This is a genomic window from Actinophytocola sp., assembly GCF_036378875.1.
Taxonomy (GTDB): domain Bacteria; phylum Actinomycetota; class Actinomycetes; order Mycobacteriales; family Pseudonocardiaceae; genus Actinophytocola.
The window spans coordinates 87679-109173 of record NZ_DASUVO010000130.1; the positions used below are offsets into that span (position 1 = coordinate 87679).

A 21495-nucleotide genomic window follows, 5' to 3' on the forward strand; every position below is an offset into this window, starting at 1 on the left:
CCGTACAACAGATCCACCTATCGGGGAGGCGGACCTTGATGATGAAGTTGAACAGGCGAGTCAGGTTGTCGGCGATTTTCGCCGCGCTGGTGCTCGTGGGGATATCCGGCTGTGGCGACGACACGGCCAGCGCGGGCAGCGGTGGTTCGGGTGGTAGCGGGCAGTCGGTGACGATCAACGAGCCGGCCGACGGCTCGACCGTGGAGATTCCGTTCACGTTGAGCCTGGACTCGACCGCGGAACTCGGCACGACGGATTCCGGCAAGAACCACGTGCACCTCTACTTCGACGGCAACGACAGCCAGTACGAGGTGATCGAGTCCGACACCATGGAGATCACCGAGGATTCACCCGCGGTCGCGGGTTTGAGGTCGGGCGAGCACGAGCTGAACATCTCGCTGCGCAATGCCGATCATTCCGCGGCCGGGTTCGAGACCAGCATCAATGTGCAGGTCGGCAATGACGGTGGCGAGGCGCCGGCGGATCCCGGGACGGGTGGTGGTTACTGAGCGAGGCCGTCAGGGCACGCCGGAGTTCGTGAGCCGCAACAACGCCAAGACGCGTTGGTTCCACGCCGGCGTGTATCTGACGGTGCTGGTGCTGCTGTTCACCGGCTGGTGGCTCACCCTGGGTGCCGAAGGGGATCCGAGTGTGCTTTCCCAGTTGTCCGGCGTGTCGGATGCCGAGCTGCACACGTGGACCGGGTATGCCTTCGCCGGCCTGATCGTGCTTGGCGTGGTGCTGGGCTGGCGGGCCGCACGGACGCTCGTCGGCGACTCGGTGCGTTTCCGACGATCGGACCTGCGGTGGTTCCGCCGCTGGCCCGGCGCCGTGTTCACCGGTCGGTTCGACCGCCACGAGGGACACTACGACCCGGGTCAGCGGATCATGAACCTGGTGCTGATCGTGTTGCTGCTGGCCCTGATCGTCAGCGGCGTCGGCCTCGTCACGGTGTCCGGCGGCCCGGAGTTCGTTTGGTACAACCGGATCCACCGGTGGTCCACCTATCTGCTCACCCCGGCGATCATCGGCCACATCGTCGTGGCGGCCGGCATCCTGCCCGGCTACCGCGGCGCCTGGCGCGCCATGCACCTCGGTGGCCGGTTGCGCTACAAGGTGGCCGAGCGATTGTGGCCGGCCTGGTTGGAACGGGAACGATCGAAAGGTTTCGACGAGGAAAGGCAGCACACCGATGAAAAGACATAGACGTCTGCTTGTCGTCGCGGTGACGGTCGGCGCCGCGGCGGCGATCACCGCGTCCGCCAGCGCGTCGACACCGGACGAGGCGACCCGCGGCCAGAATTCCGTGCGCGAGCAACTCTCGGGTTTCGCGGAGACACCTCTCGCGATTTCCACCCCTGCCAACGGTGAGTTCCGCCTGCGGATCAACAACCAGACCCAGGAGATCACCTGGCGCCTCACCTATTCGGACGTCGGGACCGGGGTCACGCAGGCACACGTTCATTTCGGCAGCCCGGCCCAGACGGGCGGCATCAGCTTCTTCCTCTGCACCAACCTGGGCAACGGACCGGCCGGCACACAACCCTGCCCCGCCGCGCCGGCCACGGTCTCGGGCACCATCGCGCCCGCTGACATCATCGGCCCAGTCGCACAGGGCATCGCCGCCGGCGAGTTCACCGAGATCGTCGACGCGATCCACGCCGGCCTGACGTACGTGAACGTGCACAGCACCGCATTCCCGGTCGGCGAGATCCGAGCCCAACTCGGACACCACCACTGACCAGCCTGAGGCGCAACCGCATCAGGGAGGGGCATGGATCGTCGGGTCCGGCGATTTCGGGGGCACCGGACCCGACGAACCACGCGAGTCGCGCGTTCGGTCCCGGCGAGTCGCGCGTTCAGCACCCCCGAGTTACGTTTTCGTGAACGCCCCACGGTGTCGTCCGAGTACGGCACGACGACGACTTCTGAACCGTTCGGACGGAGAAGGAGATCGTCGGGACATATTTTTCGTGAGCGTCACCTTGCCGGACGTCGCCATGCGCCCTCGGATCGGCTTAGCATGGCCGCACCTACGGGAGTGCGAGGTGGGACGTGGCTATGAAGGAGGCGGGCTTACCTCCGGGTGAGCGAATTAGACTGTATCGCCGACGAGTGGGACGGACCCAGGAGCAATGCGCGCAGCTGAAGGGCTGCACGGTATCCGCGTGGCGAAAGTGGGAGTCTGGCGAACGGCAGGTGGCGTCGTTTTCGGACTGGATCGAGATCGCCAGGATTCTGCGAGTGCGGGACCTGTACAAGCTGACGGGTCTGCCGGTCGGCGAGATGCCCGAGGAGCCTGGCGAGCACGGCACGGTGCCGGCGATCCGTGCGGCGATGGTGTCGTTCGACCCCCAGCTGACGGGCGAACCGAACGTCGCCGGCCTGACCACCGCGGTGGAGACCGCATGGGACATCTGGCAGGAGCGCAGGCCGTTCCGACAGATCGGTTCGATGCTGCCCGGTCTGATCACCGAGGCGCGGGCGACCATCCCGCTGGTCGAGGGGCCGGAACGGGACCGGTTGCTGAAGACCCTGTCCATGCTGTATTTCCTGACGCGGGCCTTCACCAAGCGGGTCGGCGCGCAGGACGTGTCGATGCTGTCCGCGGACCGCGCGATGGCCGCGGCGATCAAGGCCGACGACCTGGACTACCGTGCCGCCGCGGCGTGGAACGTCGGCATGATCCTGGCCGGACAGGGCCACACGGAGGTGGCGGGCGAACTCGCCGCCGACGCCGCGGCCATGCTGGAGCCATCGCTGGTCGACGGCCCTCCGCAGCGGATGAGCGTTTACGGCGCGCTACATCTTTTGCGGGCGACACAGTTCGCCTTGTTGGGCGACGAGCACGGGACCGCGAAAGCGCTGGAGATCGCGGATGGGGTGGCCGCGAAAGTCGGCGAGCGCAACGACTTCCGCACCGTGTTCGGCCCGACGAACGTCGGCGTCCACCGGGTGTGGCTGGCCGTCGAGCTGTCCAAGCCGAGAGAGGCCATCCGCGCGGCCCAGAGCTGCGACGTCAGCGTGCTGCCCAGTGTGGAGCGGCGGTTCGCCTACTTCGTCGAACTGGCCAGGGCCTACAGCGTGCGCGGCGAGGACGTGGCCGCCGTGCACATGTTGCTCCGTGCCGAACGCGAGTCAGGAGAGGAACTGCGGGTCAACGTGGGCGCCAAGGCGATCGTGTGTGAACAGCTTCGTCGGGAGAACTCCCTGACCCGTTCGGAGCTTCGTCCATTGGCCGACCGTATTGGAGTGGCCTGACGAGCAGAGACACCCAGAGGGTCGCCGCCACGTCCGGTGGCGCTTACGTATACCACCGCTTGTGTCGGTTACTCCTAAGTAGGTCACTTACGTTCGAACGATGACCGGTTATTCGCGACGGCGCTTTCTGCGTGATGTGGTTCTGGTAAGCGGTGGCACGCTGTTGCTCGACGCGTGTTCCTCGACCCCGGTGGTCCGAACGGCGGACACGCCTGGTGGCCGAGGCGGCACGGCGGCGGCCGGCCTTCCGGACATCGAGGGCGCCGAGCTGATCACCGACGCGGCGTCCATCCCCACCAGGTTCCGGGAGGCGCCGGAGCTGGCCAAGCTCGTGTCGTCGGGACAGCTGCCACCGGTCGCCGAACGGGTCGGCTCGGATCCGTTGGTGCTCAAGCCGATCCACTCGACCGGCCGGTACGGCGGGCAGATCCGCCGCGGTTTCGTCGGGCAGGGCGACTTCCAGAACGCGGTGCGGTTCTGCTCCGGTCCCGACAGCTTGCTGTACTGGGACTTCCGGTTCGAGAAGGTCGTGCCCAACATCGCCCGCGCGTACGAGCTGAGCGACAACGACCGGGTACTCACCCTGCACCTGCGCAAGGGCATGAAGTGGTCGGACGGTCAACCGTTCACCGCCGACGACATCGTGTTCTGGCGCGAGGACGTCAGCCTGTCGCCCGAGCTGAGCAGCGGCTCGTCGTCGATGCGGATCGCCGGCGAGGAGGTGACCGTCGAGAAGGTCGACGAGGTCACCGTGCGGTTCGTGTCGGAGGCGCCCAACCCCACGCTGCCCGAACGGCTCGCCGGGTGGACCGACCTGTCGGGCATGGCGGGCAACGCCCACCTCGGCGGGGGCGGGTTCCTGCCCAAGCACTACCTGTCGCAGTTCCATCCCAAGTACACCTCGGTGGACGCGGCGAACAAGCTCGCCACCGACGCGGGGTTCAAGGGCTGGGCGGCGCTCTTCCGCAACCGGACGGCCTGGCACCAGAACCCGGAGCTGCCAGTGGTCACGCCGTGGGTGGTGACCCGGCCGATCAGCGACCCGCCGTGGGAGTTCGGCCCGAACCCGTACAGCATCTGGGTCGACCACGAAGGCAACCAGCTCCCGTACGTCGGCAAGATCACGATGGGCAACGTGGAGAACACCGAGGTGCTCGTGCTGCGGGCGGCCGCCGGCGAGTACGACGTGCAGGACCGCCATCTCGGCGTGACCAACCTGCCCGTGCTGATCGAGAACGAGAAGAGCGGCTCGTACAAGCTGCACCGTGCGCCGGGCACCGAAGTGGACTGTGGTGTCCGGCTGAACCTCGCCTACGAGCAGGACCCTGAGCTGGGCGAGCTGATCCGCACCGTCGAGTTCCGTCGGGCGCTGTCGCTGGGTATCGACCGGGAACAGGTCAACGAGGCGTTCTTCCTCGGCACCGGCACGGTGACGGCGACGACCGCGGCGGAGGGCAGCCTCTACGACCCCGGCGCGGAGTGGCGGACCAAGTGGGCGAAGCACGATCCGAAACAGGCGAACAAGCTGCTCGACGGCATCGGACTGACCACGAAGGACAGTGAGGGCTACCGTCTGCGCAAGGACGGCACCGACCGGATTCGCCTTGACTACCAGGCGTTCTCGAGCTTCGCCGACTTCACCGGCATCGGCGAGATGATCAAGCGGCAGTGGCAGACGATCGGCATCGACCTCAACGTCGCCTCCGTCGAGCCCAACCTGCTCATCCAGCGCTCCACGGCGAACCAGCTGATGCTGTCCGGGCAGGCGGTCGGCACCGACGACCCGTTCCTCAAGGCCGACACGTTCCTGCCGACGGTAACGAACAACTATCCCGGCATGATCGGCATCCCGTACGCCAAGTGGTTCGCCTCCGACGGTCAGCAGGGCACGGAGCCGCCGGCTTCGCTGAAGCTGCTCAAGGACGCCATGGCGCTCTACGAGAAGGGACTGTCCGAACCGGACGACGAGGAGCGGGTGCGGATCGGCAAGGAGCTGTACCGGATGCACGCCGACCAGGTGTGGTCGATCGGCATCGCCGGGTTCGGGCTCGCGGTCAACGGTGTCTACCTGACCAACAACCGGCTGCGCAACGTGCCGGCCAGAGTGGTGAACTCGTTGCAGATGAAGAGCATGAACAACACCTATCCGCTCACCTTCTTCTACGAGTGAGATCATGAGCGGAGCTTGCGTAGCGAATCATCAATACTCAGGCCGTCGCCTCGCCGGCGGAGGGCGCCGGAGTAGCGGAGCCTGCGGAGCGTTCCGGCGCCACGGAGCGGGCGAGGAGGCGGCATGCTGAATTATATTGGGCGGCGGCTCGCGCTCGGGCTCTTCACCATCTGGGCGGTCTCGGTGTTGAGCTTCCTCATCATCCAGCTGCCGCAAGGGGACTTCGCCACCACGCGGCTGGCCGAGCTCGCCGCAGCCGGCAACTCGTCGGCCTCCTTCGAGGCGGAACGGCTGCGTGCCGAGTACGGTTTGGACCAACCGATCCTCGTCCAGTACTTCGCCTGGATCGGTCAGGTCGTCCAGGGCGACTTCGGCATGTCCTTCGACTGGAACCGGCCGGTCGGGGACGTGATCGGCGACCGGCTCGCGCTCAGCATGGTGGTCTCCGTCGCGGCGATCATCTTCACCTGGGCCGTGGCGCTGCCGATCGGGGTCTACTCGGCCGTGCGGCGGTACTCCGTCGGCGACTACACGCTCACGTTCCTCGGCTTCCTCGGCCTCGCGATCCCGAACTTCCTCCTCGCGCTCGTCCTCATGTACCTCGGGTTCGCCGTGTTCGACGCGAACGTCGGCGGTCTGTTCTCCGCCGAGTACGAGAACGCGCCGTGGAGCTTCGCGAAGGCGTGGGACCTGTTGAAACATCTGGTGATCCCGGCGATCGTGCTCGGTGTCGCCGGCACGGCACAGCTGATCCGCATCATGCGCGCCAACCTGCTCGACGAGCTGAAGAAGCCCTATGTGGTCACGGCACGCGCCAAGGGTCTCTCCGAGCGCAGGCTGGTCGCCAAGTACCCGGTGCGCGTGGCGCTCAACCCGTTCGCCAGCTCCATCGGATTCCTGTTCCCGCACGTGGTCTCCGGCGCGGTCGTGGTTTCGATCGTGCTCAGCCTCCCGACCGTGGGACCACTGCTCCTCCGCGCGCTGCAAGCTCAGGACATGTACCTGGCGGGCGCGATCGTGCTGCTGCTTGGGGTGATGACCGTGATCGGCACGCTGATCTCGGACCTTGTGCTCATGTGGTTGGACCCGAGGATCCGCCATGCCCGCTGACTCGCTCGACAAGGCCGTCACCGACGAGGAACGGATCTCCGTCGCGACCCAGCGCCAGCTGATCTGGTGGCGCTTCCGCAAGCACAAGCTGGCGATGTGCGGCGGTATCGTCGTGCTGCTGTTCTACCTCGTCGCGTTGTTCGGGGACTTCCTGTCCACTTCGGACCCACAGGCGTCCGACGGGCAGCGGTCACTGATGCCTCCGCAGTCGGTGCGCCTGTTCCAGGACGGGTCCTTGTCGCCACACGTCTACGCGGTGCGAGGCGAGCGTGACCCGGTCACACTGCAACGGACCTACGCCGTCGATCCCTCGCAACGGATCCCGGTCCGGCTCTTCGGGCACGGCTACGAGTACAAGTTCCTCGGTCTGTTCACGACGGACATCCACCTGATCGGCACGGAGGGCACGCCGGCCGAGGAGTCGCTCTTCCTGCTGGGCACCGACCAGCAGGGCCGCGACATCTACTCCAGGCTCATCCACGCCACCCGTACCTCGATGCTGATCGGCCTGACCGGTGTGGTGCTGAGCATCCTGTTGGGCGTGGCACTCGGCGGGATCTCCGGCTACTACGGCGGCGCGGTGGACACGGTCATCCAGCGCCTCATCGAGATACTGCGGTCCATCCCGGTCATTCCACTGTGGATGGGTCTGGCGGCGGCCATGCCGAAGGACTGGAGCGTCACCCAGGTCTACTTCGCGCTCACGGTCATCCTGTCGGTGATCGGCTGGACCGAGCTGGGCCGGGTGGTTCGCGGCAGGGTGATGCAGATCCGGAGCGAGGACTTCGTGACCGCGGCCGAACTGGTGGGCAGCCGGCCCCGCCGGGTGATCTTCGTCCACATGGTGCCCCTGTTCGCCAGCCACATCATCGCGGCCACCACGCTGGCGCTGCCGCTGATGATCGTCGCGGAGACCTCACTGAGCTTCCTGGGGCTCGGCCTGCGCCCGCCGGCGATCTCCTGGGGAGTGATGCTCCAACAAGCCCAGAACGTTCAGGCGGTGGCGCTCTCACCATGGATGCTGGTGCCGGTGGTCCCGGTGGTCGTGGTGATCCTCGCCTTCAACTTCCTTGGTGATGGACTACGAGATGCGGCTGATCCCTATGACATCTAGTAGGTACTTATCGGAGCCCGACACCCTCGGGCCGCCGCAGGACGCCTCCACATTGCTCTCGGTGCGTGGTCTCAAGACCCACTTCTTCGCCGACGAGGGCACCACCCGCGCCGTTGACGGCGTGAGCTTCGACGTCACGGCGGGAAGAACCCTTGGCGTGGTGGGGGAGAGCGGCTGCGGCAAGAGCATCACGGCACGCTCGTTGCTGGGCATCATCTCCCCGCCGGGCCGGATCGTCGAGGGTGAGATCCTGCTGCGGCGCGAGGACGAATGGGTGGACCTCGCGCAACTGCCCACCGACGGGCCGGAGATGCGCCAGGTCCGCGGCGGGGACATCGGGTTGGTCTTCCAGGAGCCGATGAGCTCGTTCAGCCCGGTCCACACGATCGGCAACCAGATCGTCGAGGCCGTCCGGTTGCACTGCGAGCTGACCAAGCAGGAGGCCGAGCAGCGCGCTCTCGAACTGCTCAAAATGGTCGGCATTCCTCGGCCGGAAGGTGTGCTCGACGAGTACTCCTGGCAGCTGTCCGGCGGTCTGCGCCAGCGCGCGATGATCGCCATGGCCCTGGCCGGCCAGCCCCGTCTGCTGATCGCCGACGAACCGACGACCGCCCTCGACGTCACCACGCAGGCACAGATCCTCGAGCTGATCCGCCAGCTGAAGCGCGACACCAACATGGCGGTCATGCTGATCACCCACGACCTCGGTGTCATCGCGGAGATGGCGGACGAGGTGCTGGTGGTCTACATGGGCCGGGTGGTCGAGCGCGGCCCGGTCGAGGAGATCTTCACCGCGCCACGCCATCCCTACACCAGGGCGCTGCTCGACTCGATCCCGAGCATGCAGGCCGTGGCACGCAAGAAGTTGCCGAGCATCAGCGGCTCGGTGCCGCACCCGTTCAACCGGCCAACGGGCTGCGCGTTCCACCCGAGGTGCCGCAACGCGGTGGAGGGGGTGTGCGACCGCACCGAGCCGGACACGCGGCTGCTCGGTCCCGACCACGGGGTGACCTGTCACCTCTACGGTGACGAGATCGGCAAGGGCGACCGGATCGACCTGCCCCTGCTGAACCCGATACTCGTCCAACTGCCCGAGGTGACCGGCGGCCAGACGGATTCGCGTGATGAGAACCCGACCCTGCTCGAGGTGCGGAAGCTGACCAAGTTCTTCCCGATCCGGTCGGGACTGCTCGGCCGGGTACGCGCCAAGGTCCGCGCGGTGGACGAGGTCACGTTCGACCTGCGGCAGGGCGAGACCCTGGCCCTGGTGGGGGAGAGCGGATCGGGCAAGACGACGACCGCACAGTCCATCCTGCGGGCGACCGATCCCGACTCCGGGGAGATCCTGTTCCGCCGCCCGGACGGTCACCTGGTCGACCTGGCGACGCTGTCCCGCCGGCAGATGCGCCCGCTGCGCAGTGAACTGCAGATGATCTTCCAGGATCCCCACTCGTCGCTGAACCCGAGGATGACTGTGCTGGACATCGTCGCCGAGCCGTTGAGGGTCAACGGGATCGGCACCCGGGAGGAGCGCGTCGACCGGGTCGCGGAACTGCTGAAGCTCGTCGGGCTGCGTCCCGAGTACCTGCGCCGGTTCCCGCACGCGTTCAGCGGCGGGCAGCGGCAACGCATCGGCATCGCCAGGGCGCTGGCGCTCAACCCGCGCCTCGTCGTCGCCGACGAGCCGGTCTCCGCGCTGGACGTCTCCGTGCAGGCGCAGATCCTCAACCTGCTGCTGGAACTGCAGGACGAGCTCGGCCTGACCTACCTGTTCGTCTCGCACGACCTGAGCGTCGTCAAGCACATCAGTGACCGGATCGCCGTCATGTACGTCGGCCAGGTCGTCGAACTCGGCACCCGCGACGAGGTCCTGTTCACCCCGAAGCATCCGTACACCTCGACGCTGCTGGCCGCGGTGCCCCGACCGGATCCCACGGCCCGGCAGACGTTCACCCCACCACGCGGCGAGGTCGCGGATCCCACCAACCCACCGAGTGGCTGTTACTTCCACCCACGCTGCCCGTTCGCCGTCGACCGGTGTCGCACGGAGCGTCCGGTGTGGCAGGAGCTCACGCCCACCCGCCGGGTCCGCTGTCACCGCGCCGAGGAACTGGAGCTCCGCGGTATCGCCACGTGAGACTCAGGCCCGCTTCGCGAGCCCCGGGCGCGCAGGGACCCGGAATGGAGTGGCGAGGCGGGCATTCGGAGGTGTCCTGAAGGTGCCCTTGGGGACGGTGAGCATCCGCAAGGTGCCCTTCGGGACACCGCCGCACCTCTCGGCGAGTCGTCCCGGTCTACAGGGCGGAATCGAAGCGCTGGTGGGCTGCGGCCAGCACTTCGTCGGCCAGTTCGGCCGGGGTGAGCCGGTCCGAGCGCAGCACGACTGTCCCGTCCGGCTGGCGGGCGCCGGCGGCCGGGTCCAGACGGCTCAGGGCCCATTCGCGGGCCGACCGGCCCGACGCCGGATCGCCGGGGACCGGTGTGCGGGCGCTGAGCCGCTCCCTCAGCACGTCGGCGTCCGCCTCCAGGAAGACGTGCAGGACTTCCTCGCCCGCGTCGGCCAGGCCGCCGAGGATCTCCGCCCGGTAGGCGTCGCGGACCAGCGACATCGGCACGATGAGCGTGTGCGCGTGGTGCCTGCGCAGCGACAGCGCCGTCGCGACGACCAGCTCCCGCCAGCTCGGCAGGTCCTGGAAGTCGTCGTTGGGCCGCACCCACTTCCACAGCATGAGTCCGACGTCCTCGGGGTCGTACACGAGCGCGTCCGGGAGCCGCCGGTGCAGCTCCTGTGCCAGCGTCGTCTTTCCCGCGGCGAACCCGCCGTTGAGCCAGATGATCACCGACGCAAAGTACCCTGGCCGCTCAACGATCCCGGCGCCGGTTTCTCGGGTAACGGCGCCACAGGTAGGGCGCCAGCGCGCCGCAGACCATCCCACCTACGAGAATGATGCTGACCACGTAACCCAGGGCTTCCATCGCGGGCCTCCTATTCCGGAGTGCGCATCGACACGGTGGCCCGCGGGTCGAGCGCCTCCTTGTGGCCGGTTGCTTCGGCGGTTGCATCGCGCCGTTCCGGCCCGGAGTAACGGGCCACGCGGAAACCGGCCATTTCGTGGACAGACCAGGTGTCGTCCTTTCCGGAAACCCCCCGAAGGAAAGAAGACAAACTCTGGACAACATCGACCGTATTCCTCAGATCGTCGAAACGACCGCGCCGGTTTCCTGCGACGGTAGGTGGGACCATATCGTTGACCGAACAGGACAAGGAAACCGAAGACATGGAGCGAGCGCTGGGGAGCCGTTACCGGCTGGGTGAGCCGCTGGGCAGCGGGGCGATGGGGCAGGTCTTCGCCGGCACCGACCCGGAGGGTCAGGAGTTCGCGTTCAAGATCCTGCGCAGTGACCTGACGGGCAACCCGGACGTCGTCGCCCGTTTCCTGAAGGAGCGCTCCATCCTCGTCGGACTGCGCCACGGGAACCTCGTCGGCGTGCACGACCTCGTGGTGGAGGGTGACACGGTCGCGATCGTCATGGACCTGGTTCGTGGCGGGGACCTGCGTGCCCGCCTGGCCGACGGGCCACTGCTGCCCTCGGAGGTGGCACGGATCGGCGCGAGTGTCGCGTCCGCGCTCGCCGCCGTGCACGCGGCCGGCGTGGTGCACCGGGACGTCAAGCCGGAGAACATCCTCATGGACGGCATGACCCCGAAGCTCACCGACTTCGGCATCTCCCGGCTCGCCCGTGACTCGGAGATCGGGCGCAGCTCGCTGCTCGCGGGCACGCCGCAGTACGTGGCGCCGGAGCTGGCCGAAGGCCTCGACGCGACCCCGGCCGCGGACCTGTACTCGCTGGGCATCGTGCTGTACGAGCTGTGCTGCGGCGTGACGCCGTTCGCGGGCGGGTCCATGCTGACCGTGATCCGCCAGCACGCCGAGCAGGAGCCCGGCCGTCCCGGCGGTATCCCGGACCAGCTGTGGGAGGTGATCAGCTGGCTGCTGCGCAAGAGCCCGCGTGGGCGGCCCCAGACCGCCCAGCAGGTCGCGACCCTCCTCGACGCGCTCGCGCCGGAGCTGCTCGCGTTCCCGGTGGCGCAGCGGCTCACCGCCCCGCCGGCCCCGGCACCCGCGCCGGGCCAGTTCACCACCCAGATGGGCATGGCACCGACGGGACACGGCCCGGTCATGCCGGCGGGGATGGTCGCACCGCCGCCGGCGAAGCGGCGACGTAAGGGCTGGCTCGTGGCCGTGCCACTGGTTCTGGTGCTGGTCGGTGGCGCCGGCGCGTACGTGGCGCTGCGGCCAACCGGCAACGAGGGTTCCGGCGGTGCCTCAGCGGCGGGGGAGGGTGGCGGGGGGACGGCGAACGAGGACCCCGGCACGTCCTCGGCGCGGGTCACGACCACCACAGAGGAGCAGGAGCTGACGGTCGCTCCGGACCTCGTCGGCATGGAACTCGCCGAGGCGCAGGACCGGCTGCCGTCCACGCTGGAGGTCGAGATCGTGGACTCGATCCAGCAGGGCGCCGAGCCCGGCACCGTGGTCGAGCAGGACCCGAAGGCGGGCGAGCCACTGGACGGCACACTGAAGCTCGTCGTCGCCCAGGACGCGGTCCAGATGTACCTGGACGAGTTCCCGGTGCTGAACGGCGACTGGTCCGACAACTCGGGCCCCGCCTCCATCGCTGGCAAGACCTACCTGCACAGCCTGTCCTCGTACATCAGCTGCTACGACGACGGCGGCCAGGCCGAGTACAACATCGCCAAGGGGTTCCGCCGACTCGTCGCCACGGCCGCGCTCGACGACAACTCCCAGATCGCCGATGCCACCATGCAGCTGGAGATCTTCGCCGACGGCCGGTCGGTGTTCAGCGGCACGATCGCCTACGGCACGCCGACCCCGATCGACCTGGACCTGAGTGGCGTGCTCCGGCTCAAGTTCCAGTGGCGCGTGCTGCAGGAGGCCTGTGGCGACCGGACGCTGGTCATCGGAGAGGCGAAGCTCTTCGGGCTGCCCGGCGAGGTGCCCACGACCGCGCCGACCAGTTGAGCCCGATGGGGAACACGAGGCCGGCGCTGGTGATCCGGCTGGGCGGGCGGTCGTGGCGGTTCGGCCCAGAAGCCACGGTGCTGGTCGGTCGCGGCGGGGACTGCGACGTGCAGGTCGACGACCCGCGGGTGTCCCGCCAGCACCTGCGGATCGGCTACCGAGACGGCTGGGTCGTCCACGACACGGGCAGTGCGCGGGGCACCTGGGTCGACCAGGAACGCCTGACCCGCCAACCGGTGCTGGACCGGCTGACCGTCCGGCTCGCGGACGCCACCGACGGCCAGCGGGTCGAGCTGGAGCTGGATCCGTTGCCGCGCAAGCACAGCGGTGCGGCGGACGTGCTGACCGTGGGGCGGGCGCCGGACAACGACGTCGTGCTGAACGACGTGCGGGTGTCCCGGCACCATGCCAGGCTGGCTCGTCAGGCGGGCGGCTGGCTGCTCACCGACCTCGGGAGCCGCAACGGGGTCGTCGTCAACGGCGAGCCGGCCGGTGCCGCGGTGGCGGTCGCCGACGGGGACCGGTTGACGTTCGGCGGCACGGACCTGGTCGTCGCGGGCGACAGCCTCATGCCCGGCGGCACGGCCGCCGAGGCCGCGCTGGTCGCCGAGAACGTCGGGCTCACGCTGCCCGACGGCCGCACCCTGCTGTCCACAGTGGATCTCGTGGTGCGGCCCGGTCAGCTGGTCGCGATCGTCGGTCCGTCCGGCGCGGGCAAGTCCACGCTGCTGAAGGTGCTGACCGGCGCGCTGCGCCCGGACACCGGCTCGGTGCACTACGACGGCTTCGACCTGCACGACGAGTTCGCCGCCGTGCGTGACCGGATCGGTCTGGTACCGCAGGACGACGTCGTGCACCGGCTGCTGACCGCACGGCAGGCCCTGAACTACTCGGCCATGCTGCGGCTGCCGGGCGACACCGGTCGCGGCGAGCGGCGCGGCATCGTCGAGGCCACCCTGGGCGAGCTGGACCTGACCGGGCACGCCGGCACACGGATCGCGCGACTGTCCGGCGGGCAGCGGAAACGGGTCTCGGTCGCGCTGGAACTGCTGACGTCGCCGTCGCTGCTGATGCTCGACGAGCCGACGTCCGGGCTGGACCCGGCGCTGGACCGGCAGCTGATGTCCGGGCTGCGGGACATCGCGGACGCCGGGCGGGCCGTGGTCGTGGTGACGCACAACGTCGCGAGCCTCGAGCTGTGCGACACGATCCTCGTGCTCGCGCCGGGTGGTGTCCCTGTCTACTGTGGACCGCCGAGCCGGCGCACGGCCCACTTCGGCACGAACGACTGGGCCGACGTGTTCGCGAAGGTAGCCGAGGAACCGCCGAGTCCCGTGCGGACCGAGGTGCCGAGGCCCACCAGATCCACCCAGGTGACGCGGAAAGCGGGCGTGACGGTCGGGCGGCAGGTCGGAGTGCTGTGCCGCCGGCACGCCATGCTCATCCTCGCCGACCGTGGCTACGCGGTGTTCCTCGGCGTACTGCCGGTGTTGCTCGGCGTGCTCGCCCTGGCCGTGCCCGGCTCGGCGGGACTGCGTAACGCGAACGCCCTCGACGCCGTCGAGGCGGGCCAGATCCTGGTGCTGGTGTTCGTCGGCGCCGCGTTCATGGGTGGCGCGGCGGGAGCACGCGAGGTGATCGGCGAGCGCGACATCGTGTTGCGAGAGCGGACCGCCGGAGTGTCACCCGCCGCGTACTCGACCGCGAAGGCCGTGGTGTTCGCCGTGGTCTGCGCGCTGCAGGCGGTGCTGCTCGTCGCCGTCCTCGTGACCGTCAAACCCGGCCCGGCGGCCGGCGCCGCGCTGCCCGGCCCGGTGACCGAACTGACGGTCGCCGTCTGGGCCACGGCGTTCGCGTCGTGCCTGCTCGGGTTGCTCGGTTCGGCGCTCGTGCGGTCGGCGGAGCAGGCCATGCCGGTGCTCGTGGTCACCGTGATGGCACAGCTCGTGCTGTGCGGCGGGATGGTGCCGGTGACCGGACGGGTGGTGCTCAGCCAGCTGTCGTGGCTGTTCCCCGGCAGGTGGGGCTATGCGGCCGGCGCCGCCACGGTCGACCTGACGGGCACTGGCGGCGACCTTCCCGACGACCGGCTGTGGGCGCACGAGCCGTGGACGTGGTTGCTCGCCACCGGCGTGCTGCTCGGCATCGCGGTCGTGCTTACCCTGTTACTGACGGTCCGCATTCGTGTGATCCGTTCCGGCTAGTCACGCCGGGCCGGTCGCGCCCCGTTCGTCTACTGTGGACATCTCGCCGCCCGTGAGGGGAGGTGACCGATGAGCGTCCCGATCATCGCCGGCGTCGACGGGTCGGCGGCCGCGTTGCGTGCTGTCCGCTGGGCCGCCGACGAGGCCAGGCTCCGGCACCTTCCCCTGCGTCTCGTGCACGCCCACGAGACCCCGGTGGGCTTCCCGCCCGGTTTCGTCGACTGGCACGCGTTGCGTCAGGCGCTCGTGGCGCAGGGGAAGGCGTGGCTCGAGCAGGCACGGCAGGCGGTCGTGGACACGGCACCGAGCCTGGCCGTCGAGGTCGTCGAGGAAGGCGGCAGGGCGGTGCCGGCGCTCCTGACGGAGTCGGCGCACGCGGCCATGCTGGCGGTCGGCACCCGCGGTCTCGGTGGGTTCACCGGGCTGCTCACCGGCTCGACGGCCGTCGAGCTTGCCGCGCACGCGCGGTGCCCGGTCGTGGTCGTCCGCGGCACGGGTCACGCGGGCGGCCCGGTGGTGGTCGGCGTCGACGGCACCCCCGTGAGTGAGCAGGCGATCGCGTTCGCGTTCGCCGAGGCCTCGGCACGCGGCACCGGCCTGGTCGCCGTCCACACGTGGACCGACCTGCTGCTGGAGGCGGCGCTGGGCAGCGCGGCCGCTCTGGACTTCTCGCCGATGGCCCAGCAGGCGGAGGAGGTGCTCGGGGAGCGGCTCGCCGGCTGGCAGGAGCGGTACCCGGACGTGCGGGTGAGCAGGCACGTGAGCAGGGAACGGGCGAGCCGTGCGCTGTTGCGGCACGCCGAGGGCGCCCAGGTCGTGGTGGTCGGCAGCCGGGGGCGGGGTGGCTTCCGCGGTCTGCTGCTCGGCTCGACCAGCCAGCACATGCTCCACCACACGCCGTGCCCGGTGGTGGTGATCCGGTCGACCCCCGAGGCCGGGTGAGCGCCGCTACGTAACCGGTTGCGGGGCTCGCAGTCCGCGCCCGGTCACCTTTTCGGTCCGGATCCGCACGAAGTGCTGGCGCCGCCCCGTCGCCCACGGCTGCAGCCAGATCCCGGAAACCGCCACCAGGTCGTCCACGTCGGTGATCAGCTCGGCGTGCCCGACCACGGTGACGCTCCACCCGGACAGCTGGTCGGCGTCGAGCTGGTCGGCCTGGAAGGCGACCACCGCGTGGCCGGCGGCGGCGTCCAGCTTCGCGCCACCGGCGACCCGGATCACCACGTGCCCCCGGTACAGCCGGAAGTTGACCGGTTGCACCGCGGGTAGCGCGCCCTCGGTGAACACCAGCCGCCCGACCCGAACGGTGTCCAGCAGACTCAGACACCGTTCCCGGCCGAGTACCTCGAGTTCTTGTCCTGTGCCCATGCCGCCACTGTCCATGCCGGACCTGCCGTGTGCCGGAGGCATTGGACCTTCGTCGCGTGGGACCAAAGACCCTGGTAGCGCTGAGTGGCCTTATGAGTGGGCCCGGTCGCGGAACAGGACCGCGGCGCAGACGGCGCCGAGCAGCGCGCCGGCGGCGGCGACCAGCAACGCGATCCGCATGCCGTCGGTGAAGACCGGCGCGCCGGCGTCGAGAACCGCCTGACGCAGTCGCTCGGGCAGCTCACCCGTGCGGCTGCGGTCGCCCGTGGCGAAGGCGTCGACGATCGCGTTCCGCTGCTCGGGCCGCAGCGGCAGGGCCGCCATCGCGCCGGGAAGCGCGTCACGCATGTGCTGGATGAGCAGCAGGCCTCCGAGCGCCACGCCGAAGACCGCGCCGATCTGGCGGAACGTGTTGAAGACACCCGAGACCAGGCCCCCGAGGTGGGCCGGGACGGAGGCCAGCAGCACGACCGTGGCCGGGGCACCCGCGAACGCCACCCCGGCGCCGAGCAGGACCAGCGCCGGCCAGTACGCGCCGAACCCGCTGCCGACCTCCAGTTGGGACAGCAACAGCAGACCGGCCGACGTGGACAGTGAGCCGGCGAACACCAGCCAGCGCGCACCCATCCGCGCGGCCAGCAGGCTGGCCGCGAAGCTGGCCACCAGGATCGCCGCGGTCAGCGCGATCAGGCGCACGCCGGTCTGCGTCGCGGTCAGCCCGTTGATCTCCTGCAGGTAGATGGTCAGCAGGAACAGCGCCCCGTACAGGCCGAAGAGACTGAGGAAGTTCACCGAGCAGGCGGCGACGACCAACCGGTTACGCAGCAACGACAGCGGCAGCACCGGATCGCTGACCCTCCTCTCCCAGATCAGGAACGCCGGCAGCGCGAGCGCGGCGACGACGAACCCGGCCAGCACCTGGGCGGCGGTCCAGCCGGCGGTGTTGCCCTCGATGAGCGCGTATGTGAGCCCGACGAGCGCGACCACGAGCAGGGTCTGGCCGACCGGGTCGAGCCTGCGCCGGTGCCGCGTGCCCGCCGGCAGCAGGACCAGCAGCGCGACGACCACGGCGACGCCGACCGGGACGTTGATCCAGAACACGCTCTGCCAGCCGAGGGACTCGACCAGCGGCCCGCCAAGCACCGGGCCGGCGACCAGCGCGATGCCGCCGATGCCAGACCACACACCCACCGCCGTGGCCCGGGCCTTCGGGTCGGCGAACAGGTCGTGCACCAGGGCCAGCGACACCGGGATCAGCGCCGCGGCGAACACACCCTGTGTGGCCCGCGCGGCGAACAGCAGGCCGACGTTCGGGGCGAGCGCACACAGCGCCGACGCCACGGTGAAGCCGACCAGCCCGCCGATGAACACACGGCGCCGGCCGAGCACGTCGCCCAGCGCGCCCGCGGTGAGGAGCAGGCAGGCGAACACCAGGATGTAGGCGTTGAGCACCCACTGCAGGTCGGTGAGGTTGCCGCCCAGATCGGTCGAGATCGCCGGCAGTGCGACGGTCACGATCGTGCCGTCCAGGTAGACCATGAAGATCCCGACGCACACCAGCGCGAGCAGCGGCCCGCGCGGCCGGGTCCGCGTGTCGACGGCGGCCGTGACGACGTCGACGGCCGGGTCCGGTGTGGTTGTCTGCTTGCTCATGCTGCCCTCCTGAGGCGTCACGATGAGGGATCGGCTGACGACTGTCGATTACCTGGCAGGTAATGGCTCGGTTGACCAACGCGACCTACAGTTGGTCGGACAAGCCCCGACATGACGGCGATGGGGGAGATGGACCGCGAGATCGGTACTCTGCTGCGGCACTGGCGGCAACGGCAGCGGCGAAGCCAACTCGACGTCGCGCTGGCCGTCGGTGTGTCCGCGAGGCACCTGAGTTTTGTCGAGACAGGACGGTCGCGACCGAGCCGCGCGCTGCTGCTGCGGCTGGCCGCCCACCTGGACGTGCCGTTGCGTGAACGCAACGACCTGCTGCTCGCCGCCGGCCTGGCACCGGCATATCCGGCACACAAGCTCGACGACGACGAGTTGGCCGGCGTGCGCACCGCGCTGGAGTCGTTCCTGGCCAGCCAGGAGCCCAACCCCACACTGGTGTTCAACCGGCGCGGCGACCTGCTGCTCACCAACCAGGCGGTGTGGCTGTTCCTGGACGACATCGACGAGGCCGTGCTGCTGCCCCGGCCGAACGTGTACCGGATCGTGTTGCACCCGAAGGGGATGGCGCCGCGGCTGCGTAACCGGTCGGCGTGGGCGACACACCTCGAGCACCGGCTCGCCTGGCAGGCCTCGGCCGGCGGCGACCCCTACGTCGTCAACCTGCTGGAGGAGCTGCGTGGCTACCCGGCGCTGCGCCAGGACCATTCGGCGGGCGACCAGCTCGACCACAAGCAGCTGATGCTGCCGATCGTGCTGGACACGCCGGTCGGGGACCTGACGCTCTACAGCATCGTGACCAAGTTCGGCAGCCCGTTCGACGTCACGCTCGCCGAGATCGCCATCGAGAGCTTCTTCCCCGCCGACGCGGAGAACGCGGCCCGGCTGGCCGAGCTGAGTGCCCGCCGGTCCGGTAGGGACGCTCAACGCTCCTCTTAGGATCGGTCGCATCAGGACAGTGCCAGCTCGAGCGTGTCCCGCAGCTCGTCGGGGGTGAGCAGCTCCAGCTCCGCCAGCGCGTCCGCGGCGGCCACCGGCCCGCCTGCGGTCAGGAACTTCTCCCTGACGAACTCACCGTGCCGCGCCCGCTGGGGCGAGCCGGCCGCGCCGACGGGGATGGCGAGCTCGCGCCGCACGACACGGCCGTCGCTCAGCCGGACCTCAACGCGGGCTGGGGTGACCTTGCTGGCGTGCTCGTAGGTCGTACTGGGCGGTCCCGGGTCGCCGACGAGGTCGACCAGCCACTGCCCGCCGGTCTCGCCGAGCCAGGCACCGGCCCGATCGCCGGCCTGCCGGAGCGCCTCGCCGACCGGTGCGACCGAGTGCATCAGGTCGCGGGTCATGCCGTCGTCGTGTGCCAGGCGGACCTTCGCGGCCAGCTCCCAGCGCCGGGGATCGTCCACATGGGGCGATGCGAGGTCGGCCGCCGTCACGGCGCCGGTGAGCAGTGCGGTGGCCACCAGGTAGCCCGTGCTCATGCCCAACGCGCTCACCGGCGAGCGCGGCCCGTCCAGGTACGCCTGGACCCGGTGGTCGGCGGCCAGTGTGTACAGCGACGAGGTCACCACCACCTCGGCCACGTCGGCCACCTCCAGCGGGCCGAGGTCGCCATGGAGTGCGAGGGCGCAGTCGACCGCGGCGTCCACCCCGGGCCCGCCCGGCTGCGCCTTGAACGACAGGGTGTCGGTGTGCCAACGGGTGCCCAGCTCGTCGACGAGGTTCTCGCCGAGCGGCACGGTGGCGAACCTGGCCAGGAACCCGTCCGGGTGCTCCATGATGTCCGGGGCGCCCGCCAGACCCGCCTCCGCGGCGTCGCAGGCGTCCAAGGCGGCACGCACCGGGGCGATCGCGGAGACCACCTTGGCGTCGCTGCCGAGAAAGGCACGCATGAGCGACCACGGCGGCGCGCCGAACGCGAGCCCGAACGCGTTCACCCACACCGTCGCGGGCGCGCCCGCGCAGCGCAGCCGTCCGGCCACGGCTCCCGCGAGCTGTGAGTGTGCTGCGCTCTGCCCGCGGAACGGTCCGAGGGTGGCGGCGGCGGTGACCCGCGCGGCGCACTCGGTGGCGGTGACGACCGCGGTCAGCAACTCGCTTCCGGCCAGACCGAGGGCGTGTGCGTAGGCGACCGGCACGGCGACCGTCGAGATGGACAGGTGGCCCGCGTAGGCCGTGTCGTCGAGGTGCAGCCACGAACCGAGGCTCGCGAGCACCGCGGCCGACCGGGCCGGGTCGGTCTGCCACGGCGGCCCGAACGCCCGTGTCAGCTTGAGGCCGAGCGGGTGCGCGGAACCGGCGCGAATGGCGGCGAGTTGGGAGATGACCTGACTTTTGGTCAGCGCCATCACCCGATCGGGCAAGTCGGCCGGTTTGGTCGTGCTGGCCCACTCGCTGAGACGTTCGGTGAGGGTCGCCGCGTTTTCCTCTGGCACGCCAAGACAAGAGGACGCCGAATCCGTGCGGATACTACCCGTTCGGGCCGTTATGAATGTGCGCCGAAATTCGAAGAACGTGCGGAAACCCATATCTTTCGTGGAGATCTGGAGCAGGTAATGGCATTGACTACCACCCGCGACGAAACTCCGCCGGAGGCCGACTGGGACCGCGCGCCCGGTCTGCTCGACGGTGCGATGAACCTCGAGCTGACGCCGGCCCAGTGCAACCTCGAGTACTGGCTCACCGCCGTCGCGCAGGGCACGCTCGCGGGTCTGGTCGGCGGGCACACCCCCGGCGCGGCCATCCCGGCGCACATGCTCGCCGACGGACCACTGCGTACCGCGTTGATCAGCGAGCTGGCGTTCCGGTCGGTGGCGGAGGAGAAGGCCACCCGCGCGATCAGCTCGCTGGTCGACACCGCCCCCGACCTCGACACGATGGAGTTCTATGCCACGCAGCTGATCGACGAGGCCCGGCACGCGCGGGTGTTCCGCGGCCACATCGTCGAGCTCGGGGTGCCGGAGGCCGACCTTTTGGCCACCATCGACCGCGTCGCCGGGCTCGACATCGAACGGGTCCTCGTGCCCCTCGAGGAGTTCTCCGCACCGGTCCGCGAGGAGGGCGACTTCATCGGCGGCGTGATCATCCTGACCGTCCTGGTGGAAGGCGTCCTCGCGCCAGCCGCGGAGCTGTCCGAACGCAAGTGGAAGGTGCTCGACCCGGCCGCTTCGGAGATCGAGAAGGGCGCCGGGATCGACGAGATCCGCCACCTGACGGTCGGCAGCAGCATCGTCCGCCAGCACCTGCTCGACCATCCCGAGGACAAGCCGCGGCTGGCCGAGCTGATCGGCCTCGGCCAGCAGATGTGGGGTTCGGTGCCGGTGCTGGACATGCTCGCCCGCCGCGAGGCGCTGTTCCAGCAGGGCCTGGAGGCGCACGCCGACGTGGTCGGCGACTACGAGATCTGGCCGGGTCGCCGGCTGGTCGACACCACCGCGCAGGAACGCATGGAACAGGGCCTGTCCTGGTCCATGCAGATGCAGCAGACCCGCATGGCGTACATGGGCCTGACCTGACCGGTTCGCGTGTCCAACGCTCGGGTCTGGAGCGTTGGACACGCGCGGG

General features: G+C 69.5%; 17 protein-coding genes. 13 read left to right on the forward strand and 4 right to left on the reverse strand.

Annotated elements, in window-relative coordinates:
- Positions 1–38: 38 nt before the first annotated feature.
- The 8 genes from VF106_RS37560 (at position 39) to VF106_RS37595 (ending at position 9792) form a co-directional block, all read left to right on the forward strand.
- Positions 39–509, forward strand: coding sequence for a hypothetical protein (locus VF106_RS37560; protein WP_330844728.1), 471 nt, complete (start codon positions 39–41; stop codon positions 507–509).
- On the forward strand, positions 499–1206 hold the full coding sequence (locus VF106_RS37565) for a cytochrome b/b6 domain-containing protein (RefSeq protein ID WP_330844729.1): 708 nt from the start codon (positions 499–501) through the stop codon (positions 1204–1206). The genes VF106_RS37560 and VF106_RS37565 overlap by 11 nt, the downstream gene beginning before the upstream one ends.
- Positions 1193–1741, forward strand: a complete 549-nt coding sequence (locus VF106_RS37570; protein WP_330844730.1) for a CHRD domain-containing protein — start codon at positions 1193–1195, stop codon at positions 1739–1741. Before VF106_RS37565 ends, VF106_RS37570 begins: the two co-directional genes overlap by 14 nt.
- A gap of 320 nt (positions 1742–2061) precedes the next feature.
- Complete coding sequence (locus tag VF106_RS37575; RefSeq protein WP_330844881.1) at positions 2062–3261, forward strand: helix-turn-helix domain-containing protein; 1200 nt, start codon at positions 2062–2064, stop codon at positions 3259–3261.
- A gap of 100 nt (positions 3262–3361) precedes the next feature.
- Positions 3362–5431: an ABC transporter substrate-binding protein gene (locus VF106_RS37580; protein WP_330844731.1), complete on the forward strand. Its 2070-nt coding sequence runs from the start codon at positions 3362–3364 to the stop codon at positions 5429–5431.
- A gap of 123 nt (positions 5432–5554) precedes the next feature.
- Positions 5555–6541 (forward strand): ABC transporter permease, encoded by a 987-nt coding sequence (locus VF106_RS37585; protein WP_330844732.1) that lies wholly within the window; start codon positions 5555–5557, stop codon positions 6539–6541.
- Positions 6531–7655, forward strand: coding sequence for an ABC transporter permease (locus VF106_RS37590; protein ID WP_330844733.1), 1125 nt, complete (start codon positions 6531–6533; stop codon positions 7653–7655). Before VF106_RS37585 ends, VF106_RS37590 begins: the two co-directional genes overlap by 11 nt.
- 61 nt (positions 7656–7716) lie before the next feature.
- Complete coding sequence (locus tag VF106_RS37595; protein WP_330844734.1) at positions 7717–9792, forward strand: ABC transporter ATP-binding protein; 2076 nt, start codon at positions 7717–7719, stop codon at positions 9790–9792.
- A gap of 157 nt (positions 9793–9949) precedes the next feature.
- Here VF106_RS37595 and VF106_RS37600 read toward each other — a convergent pair whose 3' ends face one another.
- The gene (locus VF106_RS37600; protein ID WP_330844735.1) at positions 9950–10495 is read right to left on the reverse strand and encodes a P-loop nucleotide/nucleoside kinase family protein; all 546 of its coding nucleotides are present in this window, start codon (positions 10493–10495) and stop codon (positions 9950–9952) included.
- A gap of 438 nt (positions 10496–10933) precedes the next feature.
- On the opposite strand from VF106_RS37600, the gene VF106_RS37605 reads away from it, so the two are divergent.
- The 3 genes from VF106_RS37605 to VF106_RS37615 all read left to right on the forward strand — a co-directional run bounded on the left by VF106_RS37605 (position 10934) and on the right by VF106_RS37615 (position 15846).
- Positions 10934–12700: a protein kinase domain-containing protein gene (locus VF106_RS37605; protein ID WP_330844736.1), complete on the forward strand. Its 1767-nt coding sequence runs from the start codon at positions 10934–10936 to the stop codon at positions 12698–12700.
- 5 nt (positions 12701–12705) lie between these two features.
- Positions 12706–14904 carry an FHA domain-containing protein gene (locus tag VF106_RS37610; protein WP_330844737.1) on the forward strand — a complete coding sequence of 733 codons (2199 nt, stop codon included), beginning with the start codon at positions 12706–12708 and terminating at the stop codon, positions 14902–14904.
- Positions 14905–14973: 69 nt separating this feature from the next.
- Positions 14974–15846 carry a universal stress protein gene (locus VF106_RS37615; protein WP_330844738.1) on the forward strand — a complete coding sequence of 291 codons (873 nt, stop codon included), beginning with the start codon at positions 14974–14976 and terminating at the stop codon, positions 15844–15846.
- Between the two features lie 6 nt (positions 15847–15852).
- Here VF106_RS37615 and VF106_RS37620 read toward each other — a convergent pair whose 3' ends face one another.
- Positions 15853–16272, reverse strand: a complete 420-nt coding sequence (locus VF106_RS37620; protein WP_330844739.1) for a pyridoxamine 5'-phosphate oxidase family protein — start codon at positions 16270–16272, stop codon at positions 15853–15855.
- 90 nt (positions 16273–16362) lie between these two features.
- Positions 16363–17925, reverse strand: a complete 1563-nt coding sequence (locus VF106_RS37625) for an MFS transporter (protein ID WP_330844740.1) — start codon at positions 17923–17925, stop codon at positions 16363–16365.
- A gap of 111 nt (positions 17926–18036) precedes the next feature.
- Between VF106_RS37625 and VF106_RS37630 the strand changes: the two genes are divergently transcribed.
- Positions 18037–18873, forward strand: a complete 837-nt coding sequence (locus VF106_RS37630; protein ID WP_330844741.1) for a helix-turn-helix domain-containing protein — start codon at positions 18037–18039, stop codon at positions 18871–18873.
- A gap of 11 nt (positions 18874–18884) precedes the next feature.
- On the opposite strand, the gene VF106_RS37635 is transcribed toward VF106_RS37630, so the two are convergent.
- Positions 18885–20366, reverse strand: coding sequence for an MmgE/PrpD family protein (locus tag VF106_RS37635; RefSeq protein ID WP_330844742.1), 1482 nt, complete (start codon positions 20364–20366; stop codon positions 18885–18887).
- Between the two features lie 120 nt (positions 20367–20486).
- Between VF106_RS37635 and VF106_RS37640 the strand changes: the two genes are divergently transcribed.
- Positions 20487–21446, forward strand: coding sequence for a VlmB-like protein (locus VF106_RS37640; RefSeq protein ID WP_330844743.1), 960 nt, complete (start codon positions 20487–20489; stop codon positions 21444–21446).
- Positions 21447–21495: the final 49 nt, after the last annotated feature.